General features: G+C 73.8%; 17 protein-coding genes. 10 read left to right on the top strand and 7 right to left on the bottom strand.

Annotated features, from left to right (window positions below; genetic code table 11):
* Window positions 1–66 precede the first annotated feature (66 nt).
* The 5 genes from J2X64_RS10620 to J2X64_RS10600 form a co-directional block, all read right to left on the bottom strand.
* The gene (locus J2X64_RS10620) at window positions 67–801 is read right to left on the bottom strand and encodes an ABC transporter permease (protein WP_310153650.1); all 735 of its coding nucleotides are present in this window, start codon (window positions 799–801) and stop codon (window positions 67–69) included.
* On the bottom strand, window positions 798–1,523 hold the full coding sequence (locus J2X64_RS10615; protein WP_310153648.1) for an ABC transporter ATP-binding protein: 726 nt from the start codon (window positions 1,521–1,523) through the stop codon (window positions 798–800). Before J2X64_RS10615 ends, J2X64_RS10620 begins: the two co-directional genes overlap by 4 nt.
* Window positions 1,524–1,712: 189 nt before the next feature.
* Window positions 1,713–2,306 (bottom strand): TetR family transcriptional regulator, encoded by a 594-nt coding sequence (locus tag J2X64_RS10610; protein WP_310153645.1) that lies wholly within the window; start codon window positions 2,304–2,306, stop codon window positions 1,713–1,715.
* A complete protein-coding gene (locus J2X64_RS10605) occupies window positions 2,303–3,133 on the bottom strand; it encodes a sugar phosphate isomerase/epimerase (RefSeq protein WP_310153642.1) in 831 nt (276 codons plus the stop codon). Before J2X64_RS10605 ends, J2X64_RS10610 begins: the two co-directional genes overlap by 4 nt.
* Window positions 3,134–3,236: 103 nt before the next feature.
* A complete protein-coding gene (locus J2X64_RS10600; RefSeq protein ID WP_310153638.1) occupies window positions 3,237–4,163 on the bottom strand; it encodes a Ppx/GppA phosphatase family protein in 927 nt (308 codons plus the stop codon).
* A gap of 66 nt (window positions 4,164–4,229) precedes the next feature.
* On the opposite strand from J2X64_RS10600, the gene J2X64_RS10595 reads away from it, so the two are divergent.
* The 10 genes from J2X64_RS10595 to J2X64_RS10550 all read left to right on the top strand — a co-directional run bounded on the left by J2X64_RS10595 (window position 4,230) and on the right by J2X64_RS10550 (window position 12,834).
* Complete coding sequence (locus tag J2X64_RS10595; RefSeq protein ID WP_310153634.1) at window positions 4,230–4,754, top strand: hypothetical protein; 525 nt, start codon at window positions 4,230–4,232, stop codon at window positions 4,752–4,754.
* A gap of 4 nt (window positions 4,755–4,758) precedes the next feature.
* Window positions 4,759–5,562, top strand: a complete 804-nt coding sequence (locus tag J2X64_RS10590; RefSeq protein WP_310153631.1) for a hypothetical protein — start codon at window positions 4,759–4,761, stop codon at window positions 5,560–5,562.
* Complete coding sequence (locus J2X64_RS10585) at window positions 5,559–6,257, top strand: methyltransferase domain-containing protein (protein WP_310153629.1); 699 nt, start codon at window positions 5,559–5,561, stop codon at window positions 6,255–6,257. Before J2X64_RS10590 ends, J2X64_RS10585 begins: the two co-directional genes overlap by 4 nt.
* 44 nt (window positions 6,258–6,301) lie before the next feature.
* The gene (locus J2X64_RS10580; RefSeq protein ID WP_310153626.1) at window positions 6,302–6,730 is read left to right on the top strand and encodes an SRPBCC domain-containing protein; all 429 of its coding nucleotides are present in this window, start codon (window positions 6,302–6,304) and stop codon (window positions 6,728–6,730) included.
* A gap of 98 nt (window positions 6,731–6,828) precedes the next feature.
* On the top strand, window positions 6,829–7,296 hold the full coding sequence (locus J2X64_RS10575) for a GyrI-like domain-containing protein (protein WP_310153625.1): 468 nt from the start codon (window positions 6,829–6,831) through the stop codon (window positions 7,294–7,296).
* Window positions 7,297–7,411: 115 nt separating this feature from the next.
* Entirely contained in the window at window positions 7,412–8,794 is a 1,383-nt protein-coding gene (radA, locus tag J2X64_RS10570) for a DNA repair protein RadA (RefSeq protein WP_310153622.1), read from the top strand.
* A gap of 43 nt (window positions 8,795–8,837) precedes the next feature.
* On the top strand, window positions 8,838–9,914 hold the full coding sequence (gene disA / locus J2X64_RS10565) for a DNA integrity scanning diadenylate cyclase DisA (RefSeq protein WP_310153619.1): 1,077 nt from the start codon (window positions 8,838–8,840) through the stop codon (window positions 9,912–9,914).
* The gene (locus J2X64_RS10560) at window positions 9,911–10,849 is read left to right on the top strand and encodes an A/G-specific adenine glycosylase (RefSeq protein ID WP_397444042.1); all 939 of its coding nucleotides are present in this window, start codon (window positions 9,911–9,913) and stop codon (window positions 10,847–10,849) included. The genes disA and J2X64_RS10560 overlap by 4 nt, the downstream gene beginning before the upstream one ends.
* A 182-nt stretch (window positions 10,850–11,031) precedes the next feature.
* Window positions 11,032–12,396: an MFS transporter gene (locus tag J2X64_RS10555; RefSeq protein ID WP_310153617.1), complete on the top strand. Its 1,365-nt coding sequence runs from the start codon at window positions 11,032–11,034 to the stop codon at window positions 12,394–12,396.
* A gap of 33 nt (window positions 12,397–12,429) precedes the next feature.
* A complete protein-coding gene (locus J2X64_RS10550; RefSeq protein ID WP_310153616.1) occupies window positions 12,430–12,834 on the top strand; it encodes a VOC family protein in 405 nt (134 codons plus the stop codon).
* Window positions 12,835–12,885: 51 nt separating this feature from the next.
* Here the strand turns inward: J2X64_RS10550 and J2X64_RS10545 are convergent, their stop codons facing one another.
* Window positions 12,886–13,386 (bottom strand): amino-acid N-acetyltransferase, encoded by a 501-nt coding sequence (locus tag J2X64_RS10545; RefSeq protein WP_310153614.1) that lies wholly within the window; start codon window positions 13,384–13,386, stop codon window positions 12,886–12,888.
* The gene (locus J2X64_RS10540; RefSeq protein ID WP_310153612.1) at window positions 13,379–14,548 is read right to left on the bottom strand and encodes an LCP family protein; all 1,170 of its coding nucleotides are present in this window, start codon (window positions 14,546–14,548) and stop codon (window positions 13,379–13,381) included. The genes J2X64_RS10545 and J2X64_RS10540 overlap by 8 nt, the downstream gene beginning before the upstream one ends.
* Window positions 14,549–14,604: the final 56 nt, after the last annotated feature.

Here is a 14,604-nt window from a genome sequence, read left to right as displayed (position 1 = left end):
GATCCTTTCGCGGCGGGGGCCGCGGACAAGGCTAACGGTGGCCGGCCCCCGCCACGACCGCGGGCGTCAGGCGGTCCGCCGGCGCAGGGTGAGGCTGCCGAGGACGAGGGCGACGGCGACCCACAGCACGATGATCCCCGCGTCGGAGGCCACGTCCCCGCCCGCCGCGGCACTGGTCGTCACCGACTTCATCGCGTCCACGGCATACGACAGCGGGAGGACGTCCGAGACCCACCGCAGGACGTCGGGGAGCCGGTCGCGCGCCACGAGCAGGCCGCACAGCAGGAACTGCGGGAGCACGAACGCCGGCATGAACTGGACCGCCTGGAACTCCGTGCGCGCGAACCCGCTGGCCAGCAGGCCGAGCGCGGTCCCCAGCACGGCGTCGAGCACGGCCACGACGACCAGCAGCCACAGCGAGCCGGCCACGTCGAGCCCGCAGACCCACACGGCGAACGCGGTCGTGACCAGCGCCTGGACGACCGCCATGAGGCCGAAGGCGACGGCGTAGCCGAGCATGAAGTCGCCCTTGCCCATCGGGGTCGTGAGCAGCCGCTCCAGGGTCCCGGAGGTGCGCTCGCGGAGGGTGGCCACGCTGGTCACGATGAACATGACGACGAACGGGAACACCCCGAGCAGGGCGGCACCGATGGCGTCGAAGACCGGGGTGCCGCTGAAGACCCACGCGAGCAGTCCCATCAGCACGAGGGGCACGACGAGCATCAGGGCGATCGTGCGGTGGTCGGCCCGCAGCTGGGCCAGGACGCGGCCGGCGGTGACGGCGGTGCGGCGGGCGTTCATCGGGCTTCCTCCCGGGCTCGGTCGATGAGGGCGAGGAACGCGCCCTCGGCGTCGCTGGCCCCGGTGCGCCGGAGCAGCTCCTCGAGGGTCGCGTCGGCGAGCACCTCGCCCTCGCGCAGCAGCAGCAGCCGGTCGCAGCGCGACGCCTCGTCCATCACGTGGCTCGAGACGAGGAGCGAACGCCCTTGTGCCGCAAGGCGTTTGAAGAGGTTCCACAGGTCGCGGCGGAGCACGGGGTCGAGACCCACCGTGGGCTCGTCGAGGACGAGCAGCTCCGGGTCGTCGACGAGGGCCGCGGCGAGCGACACCCGCGAGCGCTGGCCGCCGCTGAGGCGGCCCACGAGCACGTCGGCGTGGCTCATGAGGTCCACCGACTCGATGGCGGACTCGACGGTGGCGCGGTCCGCGCCCAGCACGTCGGCGAAGTAGCGGACGTTGGCCCGCACCGTGAGGTCGTCGTACACGCTCGGCGACTGGGTCACGTACGCGACCCGGCGGCGCAGGGACGGCGACCCGGCGGCCTCCCCGAGGACGCGCACGTCCCCCGCCTCGACCACCTGCACCCCCACGATGGCGCGGATCAGCGTCGACTTGCCGCTCCCGCTGGGGCCGAGCAGCCCCACGACCTGCCCAGCGGGGATGCGCGCCGACAGGTCGGGCAGGACCGTGCGACCCCCTCGCACCACCCGGAGGTGGTCGATCTCGATGACATTTTTCATCATGCGCTGAATATAACCCCGGCACCGACCGCCGACAAGACCTTCATCGGGACGGGATCCCGCGTCGAGGGGTCAGGACATGCCGGTGGCGGCGACCCGTCGTCGGCATGTCCTGACCCCTCGACCGGCGACCGGCCCCAGCTGCGTGACGGGGCCGCCGTGGGGGTGGGCCCCCGTGAGGGGACGGCCGGCTCAGGGCGCGAGGTACCGCTGGAGCGTCGGCCCGACCTGGGCCACCAGCTCGTCGTGGCTGGCGGCGACCACGGCCGGGAACTCCACGACGTAGCGCATCATCGCGACGCCGATCATCTGCGAGGCGGCGAGGCCGGCCCGCAGCTCGAGGTCGGCCGCGGAATCCCCGTCGGCCGCCATCGCTGCGGTCACCCGGCCGAAGATCTCCCGGGTGAGGAACTCGCGCAGCATCCGGGTCGCGTCGTCGTGGCTGACGGCGGCCCGGATCAGCGCCTGGAACCGCGGCCGGCCCTCCGGCGAGTCCCACAACGCGAGGAAGGTGCGCACCAGCGACTCGCCGACCTGCTCGCGGGGCCCGGCGACGATGCGGTCGACCAGGGCCGCAGGGTCCGCCGGCACGTCCATGACCGCTGCGAAGAGCTGCGGCTTGCCGCCGAAGTAGTGGTGGACGAGGGCGGGGTCGACCTCGGCGCGACGGGCCACGGCGCGCAGGGACGTGGCGTCGTACCCGTTCTCCGCGAACTCGGCCCGTGCCGCGCTGACGATTCCGGCCCGCGTGTCCGCGCCGCCCGGGCGACGGCCGCGGGGGCTCACCGCCGGCCCACCGGGGACTGCGCCGGCGTCGCGGTCGCCAGGTGCAGCCGGGCGAAGGCGAGCGCCTCGGCCAGGTCGATGTCGCGCTGCTCGGGCGTCACGCGGCGGGTGCCGACCTCGACGACGACCGAGCCGCTGAACCCGCGGGCCGCCAGCAGCTCGAGGAACTCGGCGCACGGCTGGCCGCCGCGACCGGGGACCAGGTGCTCGTCCTTGGGCGACCCGAGCCCGTCGGCGAGGTGCACGTGCCGCAGCCGCGGCCCGAGCGCCGCCGCCATCGCCATCGCGTCGGACCCGGCGGTCGCGGTGTGCGACAGGTCCAGGGTGACGTTGTCGTAGGCCTGCGGGACCGGGTCCCAGTGCGGCAGGTACGCCTCGAACTCCCGCTGGCGGGCGCGCCACGGGAACATGTTCTCGACCGCCAGGGCGACCCCGCTCTCGTGCTCGCGCAGCGCGATGCCCTCGACGAAGTCGCGGGCGTACTCCTTCTGCCACCGGAAGGGCGGGTGCAGGACGACGGTCGACGCCCCGAGGTCCCTGGCCAGCTCGATCGACCGGTCCACCTTGGTCCACGGGTCGGTGCTCCACACCCGCTGCGTGAGCAGGAGCGTGGGCGCGTGCACCGACACGACCGGTATGCCGTGCAGCTCGGAGAGCGCCGCGAGGGCGCCGGCCTCCTGCGAGACGGGGTCGGTCCACACCATGACCTCGACCCCGTCGTAGCCGAGCCGGGCGGCGGTCGCGAACGCCGAGGCGCAGGACTCCGGGTAGACCGACGCAGTCGACAGGGCCACGGTGGCACCTGGGATCGACACCGCTCCGGCCATGGCCACGAGCGTACCGAGGGCGTCCCGCACCGGCCCGGGGGCGCCGGGCGACCGGACCGAGCCCAGCGGGGACGACCGGTCCGAGGGACGCCGGGCGACCGCGTCAGCGCATCGCGTCGAGGCGGTCGAGCAGGACGCCCTCGCGCAGGGCCCACGGGCAGATGTCGAGCCGCTCGAGGTCGAGCAGGTCCATGGCCGCCTCGGCGACGAGCGCCCCGGCGAGCAGCTGGCGCGAGCGCTCCCTCGACACGCCGGGCAGCTGGGCCCGCTGGGCGGCCGTCATGGTGGCGACCCGGCCGACGATGTCGGTGACGTCCTCGCGCGCGAGCCAGCGGGGCGCGTACGGGCCCTCGCTGCTGGGGGCGGCGCCGGCGATCCGCGCCAGCGAGCGCATGGTCTTGGAGGTGCCGACCGCGCGGTCGACGGGACCCACCTTGCTGATCGGGCGCACCGCCGCGGCGAGCCGCTGGCGGATCGCCCGGCGCGCCTCGCGCACCGCGTCGGGCGGGGGCGGGTCGCCCCGCAGGAGGTCCCGCGTCAGCCGGCCGGCCCCGAGCGGCAGGCTGACCGCGGCGTCCGGGTCCTCGTCCATCCCGGCCGCGAGCTCGAGCGAGCCGCCGCCGATGTCGACGACCGCGAGGGTGCCGCTCGACCAGCCGAACCAGCGGCGTGCGGCCAGGAAGGTCAGCCGCGCCTCGTCCTCGCCCGACAGCACCTGCAGGTCGATCCCGGTGTCGGCGCGCACGCGCTCGAGCACCTGCTCGCCGTTCGGTGCCTCGCGGATCGCGCTGGTGGCGAAGGCCATCACCTCCTCCACGCCCTGGTCCTCGGCCACGCCGAGGCAGTCGCGGACGAACCGCGCGAGCGCCTCCTCCCCCGAGTCGGCGATGTGGCCGTCGTCGGTGACGTGCTCGGACAGCCGCAGCTCGATCTTGTGCGAGGTCGCCGGCAGCGGCTGGGCACCGCGGTGGGCGTCGACCACGAGCAGGTGCACGGTGTTGGACCCGACGTCGACCACTCCGAGGCGCATGGACCGACCGTAGTCCCGGGTGGCCGTGCCCAGGCGGGAACGGCCGGACGGTGGTCATGATGGGGGATGCCCTCCGCAGCAGGCACCACGACCGACGACCCCGCCCGGCCGGCCGACGCGCCCGCCCGGGTCTGGCCCCGGACCGCCGCACTGGTGCTCCTCGGGTGGCTGCTGCTCGCGTGGGACGTCTTCGCGGCCGGCATCAACACGGCTCCCTTCTTCGGCGACATCCCGTCGCGTGACCGCTACGCGGAGTCCGGGGCCGTCCTGCTCACCGCGATGGTGCCGGTGCTGCTGCTGGGCGCCATCGGCCTGCTGTCGCGCTGCCGGTTCGGGTTGCTGTTCCTGGCCGTCCCCGCAGCGGTGGTCGGGGCGCTCGGGGCCGACATGGCCGGCAGCCCGGGCGACCCCGCCGACCCCGACCCGCGCCGCCCGTTCGCCGTCGCGGACCTCGTCGCCGACCTCACCCGGCCCAACTGGGTCGTGGCCGCTGTCATCCTCCTGGCGCTGACCGCCGTGGTGGCCCGGCGGGTGCGACAGTCCGGCAGTCGGCCGGATCCGCAGGCGGGACAAGGGCGCGACGTAGGGTGAGCGGGTGGCTGAGACCCCCCTCGACACCGCCCGGATCTGGGTGGAGTTCCCCGACCCCGCCGACGGCAACCAGCGCTTCCGCTGCGACCTGACCTGGCTCACCTCGAGCTGGACCTGCATCTTCGGCAGCGGGTGCCAGGGGATCTACGCCGACCGGCCGGACGACGGCTGCTGCACGCTCGGCGCCCACTTCACCGACGAGGACGACGTCAAGCGGGTCAAGAAGGTGGCCAAGGAGCTCGGCGAGGACGAGTGGCAGCACCACCCCGGCTCGACCAAGCAGGGCGCGTGGACCGAGCTCGAGGACGGCGCGCTCAAGACCAAGGTCGTCGACGGCGCCTGCATCTTCCTCAACCGGCCCGGCTTCCCGGCCGGCGCCGGCTGCGCCCTGCACCAGCACGCCGTCCTCACCGGCAAGCAGCCGCACACCGTCAAGCCCGACGTGTGCTGGCAGCTGCCGATCCGCCGCACCTACCGCACCGTCGAGCTGCCGGACGGCTCGTCGTGGCAGGAGGTCACGATCACCGAGTACGACCGTCGCGGCTGGGGGCCCGGCGGGCACGACCTCGACTGGTACTGCTCGGGCAATCCCGAGGCGCACGTCGGCCGCGAGCCGGTCTTCCGCAGCAACAAGGGCGAGCTGGTCGAGCTCATGGGCGACGCCGCGTATGCCGAGCTGGAGCTGCGCTGCGAGGCGCATCTCGCGAGCGTGAAGGCGGCGCGGAACGCCTACTCCCGCAAGATGTTGCCGCTCCTCGTCCACCCGGCGACGCTTGCCGCCCAGGAAGCCGCCCGCAACCGCCGGTGACCGAGCAGCACGAGCCCACCCGCAGCCCGAACATCTGGGACAGCCCGGACGTCTACGAGCTGGAGAACCGCGGCGTCGACCGTTCCGGTCTCGTCGAGGCCGCGATGGCCGAGCACCACCCGTTCGAGGGTTCCGACCTGCTCGACGTCGGCTGCGGCAGCGGCTACCACCTGCCGCGCTTCCTCGCCCTCGGGTGCGCCTCCGTGGTCGGCGTGGAGCCCCACCCTCCCCTCGTCTCCATTGCGCGCCAACGGGTTTCCGGTATGCCGGGGGTGCGCGTCGAGGAGGGCGTGGCACAGGCCCTGCCCCTCCCTGACGACAGCGTCGACATCGTCCACGCGCGCTGGGCGTACTTCTTCGGCGCCGGCTGCGAGCCCGGCCTCGACGAGGTGGCGCGGGTCCTGCGGCCCGGCGGCACGGCATACGTCATCGACAACGACGCCACGCGCTCGACGTTCGGGCGCTGGTTCGCCCGCGCCTACCCGGGTTACGACGCCCTTGCGGTGCAGCGGTTCTGGACCCGCCAGGGGTGGCAGCGCCACCCGTTGACGATCACGTGGGAGCACGACAGCCGCGAGGACTTCGAGGCGGTCGTGCGGATCGAGTTCCCCGAGACCGCCGCAGAGGGGATCCTCGCCGAGCACGGGGGGACGTCGGTCGACTACGCCGTCAACCTGTGGTGGCGCCGCTTCTGAGACCGGCGCAGGATGTGGGGCACCGCAAACCAACGGAGGTTCTCATGACGGGTTCCATCGCCAGGGCGCAGACCGAGGTCGCCGCCGACAGGCAGCGGGTGTGGGAGGCACTGACCGACCCCGACCAGGTCGCGCAGTACATGATGGGCAGTCGGGTCGAGACCGACTGGCAGGTCGGCAGCCCGATCACCTGGTCGGGCGAGATGGACGGCAAGCCCTACCAGGACAAGGGCGAGGTGCTGCGCGCCGACCCGGGCTGGTTGCTCGAGGTCACGCACTACAGCCCGCTCATGGGCCAGGAGGACCGGCCGGAGAACTACCACACGGTCCACTACGAGCTGGCGCAGTCCGACACCGGGACGGTCGTCACGCTCACCCAGGACGGCTGCACCGACGAGGAGCAGGCCGAGCAGTTCTCCCAGAGCTGGCAGGGCATGCTCGACGGCATGAAGGAGCTCGTCGAGCGCGGCTGAGCCGGGTCGTCGGCGGAGCGTCGGCGGAGCCGGGTCGATGGTCCCTGCCTCCCCACGCAACGCGTGCCTAGCGTTGGGGTGGACGGAGGGAGGTCGCCGTGTACGACGTCACGTTCACCCGCGAGAGCGGTCGCCGCGTCGCGGTCGTCTGCTACCAGGCCCGGGCCGAGGAGATCGGCGCCAAGGCCGGTGAGGCGTTCGACAGGGTCGCCGAGCACCTCGCCAGGACCGGGACGCCCGTGACCGGTCCCGCGGTGTCCTGCTACACCACGGGACCGGAGACGTTCGACGTCGCGTCCGGCTTCGTCGTCGACGGCGAGGTCCGGCCCGGGGACGGCGTGGAGCAGTGCCAGCTGCCCAGCTGCGACATCGCGACCACCACCCACGTGGGGCCGTACGACGAGCTGGCCAAGGCGTACGACGCCCTTCGCGCCGGCGCACTCGCGCACGGCCGCCGGCTGGTCGAGGACGGGATCATGTGGGAGGAGTACTGGAGCCCGCCGGGCACGCCACCGGAGCAGACGCGCACGGTCGTGTGCTGGCCCGTGGTGCCGCAGGAGGAGTGACCGGTCCGGACCGGGATCGTGCCGCCACCCGACCAGGTGTCGGCCGTGCGACCCGACCCGCTGCACGGGGAGTGCCTGCGAGGCGCTGTCGGCGCCGCCCCGTAGGTTCTGGGACATGGCGGCGAAGACGAGGACCTCGAGCGGCTACCGCTGCTCCGAGTGCGGCTGGACCACGGTCAAGTGGGTCGGCCGCTGCGGTGAGTGCCAGGCGTGGGGCAGCGTCACCGAGGTCGGGGCCGTCAGCGCCCGCACCACCCCGGTCGCCCGCGTGGACCGCCCTGCCCTGCCCATCGGCCAGGTCGACGTGCGCAGGGCCGAGGCGCGCCCCACCGGGGTCGGCGAGTTCGACCGGGTCCTCGGTGGCGGACTCGTCCCCGGCGCCGTGGTCCTCGTGGCCGGCGAGCCCGGCATCGGCAAGTCCACCCTCCTGCTCGACGTCGCGGCCCGCGCCGCCCGGCAGGAGACGGGCCGGACCGTCCTCTACGTCACCGGTGAGGAGTCGGCCGCGCAGGTGCGCATGCGCGCCGAGCGGATCGAGGCGATGGCCTCGACGCTCTTCCTCGCCTCCGAGACCGACCTCGCCACCGTGCTGGGGCAGGTCGAGGCGGTGCAGCCCGACCTGCTCGTCGTCGACTCGGTCCAGACCATCGCGAGCGGCGAGGTCGAGGGTGCCGCCGGCAACGTCAGCCAGGTCCGCGAGGTGACGGCATCGCTCATCGCGGTGGCCAAGGCCCGCGGCATCGCCACCCTGCTCGTCGGCCATGTCACCAAGGACGGCTCCATCGCAGGTCCGCGGGTGCTCGAGCACCTGGTCGACGTCGTCGTGCAGTTCGAGGGCGACCGGCACTCCCGGCTGCGCCTCGTGCGTGCGGTGAAGAACCGCTACGGCCCCACCGACGAGGTCGGGTGCTTCGACCTCTCCGACGTGGGGATCGTCGGGCTCTCCGACCCCAGCGGCCTCTTCCTGTCGCGCAACACGCTCTCCGTGCCCGGCACCTGCGTCACGGTCACCCTCGAGGGCCGGCGACCGCTCATGACCGAGGTCCAGGCGCTCGTGGCGAAGTCGGAGATCCCCACGCCGCGACGGGCCACCAGCGGCCTGGACTCCGCCCGGGTGTCGATGATCGTGGCGGTCATCGCCAAGCGCGCCGGCGCCCCGATCGGCGGCAGCGACGTCTACCTGTCGACCGTGGGTGGCGTCCGGCTCACCGAGCCCGCGTCGGACCTGGCCGTCGCGCTGGCGATGGCGAGCGCGGTGAAGGACCAGCCGCTGCCGCCGGATGCGGTCGCGTTCGGCGAGCTCGGGCTCGCCGGGGAGCTGCGCCCGGTCACCGGCATACCGCGCCGGCTGGCCGAGGCGGCGCGCCTGGGGTTCCGGACGGCGTACGTGCCGGCCGGCACGGCGGGCAACGGCCCGGCGCCCGAGGGGATGACCGTCGTGGAGTGCCCCGACATCCGCTCCGCGGTGCGCTCCGCACTGCAGTCCCCACCCGGTTAGACTCCCGCCAGACCGACCGGCAGAAACACAAGGGGCCCTGAGAGTGGAACTTCGCGAGGACGATGCGCTGCGCGCCACCCTCGCCGCCGTGGCACCCGGCACCGAGCTGCGGGACGGCCTCGAGCGGATCCTGCGTGGGCGCACCGGCGCCCTGATCGTGCTGGGCCACGACCGCGTGGTCGAGAGCCTGTCGACCGGCGGCTTCCCGCTCGACGTCGAGTTCTCGGCGACGCGGCTGCGCGAGCTCGCCAAGATGGACGGCGGCATCGTCCTGGACCGCGAGGCGTCGCGGATCCTGCGCGCCGCCACCCAGCTCGTCCCCGACCCCTCGATCGAGACGAGCGAGTCCGGCACCCGGCACCGCACCGCCGAGCGCGTGGCCAAGCAGACCGGGTACCCCGTGATCTCGGTGAGCCAGTCGATGCGGATCGTCGCGCTCTACGTCGACGGGCGCCGGCACGTGCTCGAGGACTCCAGCGCCATCCTGTCGCGCGCCAACCAGGCCCTGCAGACGCTCGAGCGGTACAAGGCCCGGCTCGACGAGGTCACCGGCACGCTGTCGGCCCTCGAGATCGAGGACCTCGTCACCGTGCGCGACGTCGCCAGCGTCCTGCAGCGCCTGGAGATGGTGCGCCGGATCCGCGACGAGATCTCCGGCTACGTCGTCGAGCTCGGGGTCGACGGCCGCCTGCTCACGCTCCAGCTCGAGGAGCTCACCGGCGGCCTCGGCAACGACCGCGAGCTCGTGATCCGCGACTACCTGCCCGAGGCGCGCGCCGAGCTAACCCTCGACCAGGCCATGGAGGCCCTCGAGGCGCTCACCTCCACCGAGCTGCTCGACCTGTCCGCCGGCGCCAAGGCGGTCGGGTTCACCATCGGCGGCGACGCCCTCGACTCCGCCGTCAGCCCGTGCGGGTACCGCCTGCTCAGCAAGGTGCCGCGCCTGCCCGGTGCCATCGTCGACCGCCTCGTCGACCACTTCGGGAGCCTGCAGAAGCTGCTCGCCGCCAACCTCGAGGAGCTCATGGACGTCGAGGGCGTCGGCGAGGGCCGCGCCCGGGCCGTCCGCGAGGGCCTGTCGCGCCTCGCCGAGTCGAGCATCCTCGAACGCTACGTGTGACCCGTTCGGCGGCTCCCGGGCTGCTGCACGCCCCTGAGCTGCTGCACGCCCCTGAGCTGCTGCACGAGCGGGTCCTGCCCTGGTACGCCTCCGCCACCCGAGACCTGCCCTGGCGCCGTGACGACGCCACCCCGTGGGGGATCTTCGTCTCGGAGGTCATGCTCCAGCAGACCCCGGTGGTGCGCGTCCTGCCCGTCTGGCAGGAGTGGGTGCAGCGGTGGCCCACGCCGGCGGACCTCGCCGCCGAGGCCCCTGGCGAGGCGGTGCGGGCGTGGGGCCGGCTGGGCTACCCCCGACGGGCCCTGCGACTGCACGCCGCGGCGACGGCCATGGTCTCGCGCTTCGACGGCGCCGTGCCGGGCACTGAGGCCGAGCTGCTGACCCTGCCGGGGGTGGGGACCTACACGGCCGCTGCGGTCGCGACCTTCGCGTTCGGGGAGCGCACCACCGTGGTCGACACCAACGTCCGCCGGGTGCTCGCGCGGGCCGTGGAGGGCATTGAGTACCCCGCCACCTCACCAACGCGGGCCGAGATGACCCGCGCCGAGTCGCTCGTGCCCGTCGCCCCTCGGGAGGCGCGCACCTGGAGTGTGGCCGTGATGGAGCTCGGCGCCCTCGTCTGCACCGCCCGGACGGCCAGGTGCGACCAGTGCCCGCTCGTGGACGTGTGCGCCTGGCGACTCGCAGGCCACCCACCCCACGCCGGCCCGGCGCGGCGCGGGCAGTCCTGGCACGGCACCGACCGGCAGCTGCGCGGCAGGCTGCTCGCCGCCCTGCGGCACAGCACCGAACCCGTCCACCGGTCCACTCTCGAGGCGCTGTCGGACGACGTGGTCCAGCGAGAGCGCTGCCTGGACTCGCTCGTGGCCGACGGCCTGGTCGAGCCCCTCGACGACGACCTCTTCGCCCTGCCCGGCGGGAGCCCCTCGACATGACCGACGGGCCCGGCGCGACCGGTCAGCAGCCCCCCGGACCCCGGAACCACCGGGGTGGCGCCGGCTCCCGCGAGCACCGTGGCGGGGACGGCTCCCGGGCGCAGGCCGGCGGGAGCGGTGGGGCCGGCTCCCCGGCCTCCGAGGGTTCCCGGAGGGGTGCCGGATCGTTCCGCCACCGGGCGGTGCGGACCGGTCGCGCCATCGGCCGGGGAACGGTTGCCGGTGCGCGGCTGGCCGGGCGGGGTGGCCGTGCCGGGGCCCAGCGGGCACGCGCCTACACCGCGTCCGCGGGCGCCGGCGAGACCGGGCTGGCCCGGCTCATCGAGCTGCACTTCGTCAACCTCATGGGCGACGCCGCGCTCACCGTCTCCCTCGCCGGCACGATCTTCGCGATCCCGACCGACGAGGCCCGCGGCCAGGTCGCGCAGTTCCTCGCGCTGACGATGGCGCCGTTCGCCCTCCTGGCGCCGTTCATCGGGCCGCTGCTCGACCGCTTCCGCCACGGCCGCCGCTGGGCCATCGGGACCACCCTGGCCCTGCGCGCGTTTCTGTGCTGGGTGCTCGCCGGCGCGGTCGCCGACCACTCGGCCTGGCTCTTCCCGGCGGCGCTGGGGTGCCTCGTGGCGTCCAAGGCCTACGGCGTCACGCGGGCGGCTGCCGTGCCCCGCCTGCTCCCGGCCGGCTTCAGCCTCGTCAACGCCAACTCCCGCAGCGCCCTGGCCGGCGTGGCTGGGATGGCGATCGGTGGCGGCCTGGCGGGCGCTGCCGCCCGGATCGGGCCGCAGTGGTCGCTGCGGCTGGCGTTCCTCATCTACGTCGTGGCGACCATCCAGGCGATCCGGCTGCCTGCCCGTGTCGACTCCAGCGCCGGCGAGCACGACATCGCCGACACGGTGCCCCTGCACCTGCCGCGCACGGCCACCCACGAGCAGCGCGCCGGCTTCCTGTCTCGGATCCGGGCCCGGGTCGCCGCCCTCCCCCCGACGGTTCTCGCTGCCGTGTGCAGCGCCATCGGTGCACGGCTGCTCACGGGTTTCCTCACCCTGTTCATGGCCTTCCTCATGCGCGAGCACCCCATCCCCGGCCACAACGGGACCGTCGTGCTCGGCCTCGTCGTGGGCGCCGCGGGAGCCGGCAACGCCCTGGGCACGGTCGTCGGGAACGCGCTGCGCAGCCACCGGCCGGACGTCATCGTCGCGGTGGCGCTCATCGCCGAGGTCCTCGCCGCCCTGGCCGCCGCGGTCTTCTACTCCCTCGGCACCCTGCTCGCCCTCGGCCTGTGCGCCGGTCTCACCGCGCAGCTCATCAAGCTCAGCAGCGACGCGGTGGTGCAGCGCGACATCGAGGAGTCGGTGCGCACACGGGTCTTCGCCTGGTCCGAGACGGTGCTGCAGATCGCCTGGGTCATCGGCGGCGGCATCGGGATCGCGCTGCCGCTCGTGCCCCAGCTCGGCTTCGGCGTGGTCAGCGGGCTGCTGGTGCTGGTGTTGGCGGCGACGGTGCGGATCCGCCTCTCCGCGCGACGGGCGCGTGTCGGCGGCTCCTGAGACGGTGGTGGGCCCCGACCGAGGAGGTATGCCGTGACCGACGGCCGCACGCCCGCACCCCGCCCCCACCTCACCGGGTGGCTCGGCACCGTGCTCGACAGCCCGGACCCGCAGGCACTCGCCCGGTTCTACCGGGAGCTGCTGGGCTGGCCGCTCGACACCGACACCCCGCAGTGGTGCACGATCCCCGTCCCGGGCGCGAGGGCCAACCTCGCGTTCCAGCGGGAGGACGACTACCACCGGCCGGTGTGGCCGGGCCGTCCCGGCGAACAGCGGATGATGTCCCACCTCGACGTAGGCGCCCGGGACCTGGCTGCGGCCGTGGCCCACGCCGAGGCCGCCGGGGCGACGCTTGCGGCCCACCAGCCGCAGGACGACGTCAGGGTGATGCTGGACCCCGACGGCCACCCCTTCTGCCTGTACGTCGACGCGGGCTGAGCCCCCGCCCGTACGCGCTGGTGACGCTCTCGGTGCGCGCCGGCCTCCGCCTCAGAGGGTCCGCAGCATGCGGGTGTTGCCGAGGGTGTTGGGCTTGACCCGCTCGAGGTCGAGGAACTCGGCCACGCCCTCGTCGTACGAGCGCACCAGCTCGGCATACACCTCGGGGTCCACGGCCCGGCCCTCGATGACCTCGAAGCCGTGGCGGGCGAAGAAGTCGACCTCGAAGGTGAGGCAGAACAACCGGCTCAGCCCCAGCGCCCTCGCGTCCTCGACCAGCGCGTCGAGCAGCCGGCCGCCGACGCCGGACCCCTTGGCCTCCGGACGGACGGCGAGCGTGCGGATCTCGGCGAGGTCCTCCCACATGACGTGCAGGGCGCCACAGCCGACGACGAGGCCGTCGAGCTCGGCGACCCGGAACTCCTGGAGCGCCTCGTAGTAGGTGACCGCGTCCTTGGAGACGAGCACCCGCGACTCGGCGAGGGGGCGGACGATCTCGCGGATCGTCCGGATGTCCGCCGCCCGCGCCGGCCGGACGACGACGTCAGGCACGGAGGTGGCCGTCGCGCATGTCGGCGAAGATCGACTTCGCGCCGCCGCCGAGCAGGACGACCGACTGGCCGTCGCGGGTGCCGACGTCACCCGGCACGACCTTGTTGGGGATCTTCGCGGCCGGCGAGAGGTACAGGCTCGCCGACAGGTTGAGGACCTCCTCGACCGTCAGGTCGGTCTGCAGGTGAGGACCCATGCGGGACAGCAGCTTCGCGAGCTGGGCGGCCCCGGCCTTCTGCGCCATGGCGACGCCGGACTTGATGAGGACCCCCTGGTTGGCCGACCGGCCGAAGTCGCCGTTGGGCAGGTGCTTGCGCTCGCGGGCGAAGGCGAGGGCGTGCTTGGCGTCGAGGCGGTTGGTGCCCGGCTTGACGATCCGGAACCCGTCGACGCTCGTCAGCGACTTGCTCGCCACGACGACGACGCCGCCAAGGGCCGAGATCATGGCCCGGAAGCCCTTGAAGCCGGTGATGACGTACCCGTCGATCTGGACCCCGGAGACCCGGGAGACCGAGTGCACCATCCCGGAGACGCCGCCGAAGACGAGGGAGGCGTTGATCTTGGCGTTGCCGCCGCTGGCCAGCGGGACCCACGAGTCACGCGGGATGCCGACGATGCCGCCGACCCCCTTGGCCGGGTCGACGCCGATGATGTGCAGGGCGTCGCCGCGGCACTTGGTCACCGGCTGGGGGTTGCGGGCGTCGGAGCCGATGGCGAGCACCCGCATCGTCTTCGACGCCGGCCGGCCCACCGCGAGCGATGGCCACCAGCCGCCGACGACCGACCAGCCCTTGCCGCGCTTGACCAGCAGGGTGAGGTCCTTGCCGGTCGTCACCGTGGCGATGGGCGTGCCCTTCCACGTCCCGGTGGTGCCGACGACCTTCGGGGGCGCGGCCACCGGCTTGCGCCTGCCGAGTGCCGTCGCCACCGCGCCCGAGGCAGGGACGGTCCCACCGAGGTAGAGCGCGGTCAGGGCGGTGAGCAGGTCGGCCGGCAGGCCGGCACCGGTCACCCGCGGCTTGGGCGGGGCGGTCGTGGTCGTCGTGGAGGAGGTGCTGGGGGCGGCGGGCTTGGGCTTCGCCTTGGAGCAGGCAGCCAGCACCAGCGAGGCTGCGGCACCACCCAGGACCACGGAGCGACGGGGAAGGTTCTCGAAACGCACGGTCTCCAGAGTAGGGGGACGCGTCGGCGGCCCGGACCACGAGGGTCCGGGCCGCC

This window comes from Phycicoccus sp. 3266, assembly GCF_031456495.1.
In the GTDB taxonomy this organism is placed as follows: Bacteria; Actinomycetota; Actinomycetes; order Actinomycetales; family Dermatophilaceae; genus Pedococcus.
The sequence above is the reverse complement of the archived record's forward strand: the minus strand, read 5'-3'. Positions and strand labels throughout refer to the sequence as shown.

Bases quoted from the DNA above. Each gene is read 5' to 3' on its own strand.
- J2X64_RS10620 (WP_310153650.1), bottom strand. From the start codon at position 801: ATGAACGCCCGCCGCACCGCCGTCACCGCCGGCCGCGTCCTGGCCCAG.
- J2X64_RS10615 (WP_310153648.1), bottom strand. From the start codon at position 1,523: ATGATGAAAAATGTCATCGAGATCGACCACCTCCGGGTGGTGCGAGGG.
- J2X64_RS10605 (WP_310153642.1), bottom strand. From the start codon at position 3,133: ATGGCCGGAGCGGTGTCGATCCCAGGTGCCACCGTGGCCCTGTCGACT.
- J2X64_RS10600 (WP_310153638.1), bottom strand. From the start codon at position 4,163: ATGCGCCTCGGAGTGGTCGACGTCGGGTCCAACACCGTGCACCTGCTC.
- J2X64_RS10595 (WP_310153634.1), top strand. From the start codon at position 4,230: ATGCCCTCCGCAGCAGGCACCACGACCGACGACCCCGCCCGGCCGGCC.
- J2X64_RS10580 (WP_310153626.1), top strand. From the start codon at position 6,302: ATGACGGGTTCCATCGCCAGGGCGCAGACCGAGGTCGCCGCCGACAGG.
- radA (WP_310153622.1), top strand. From the start codon at position 7,412: ATGGCGGCGAAGACGAGGACCTCGAGCGGCTACCGCTGCTCCGAGTGC.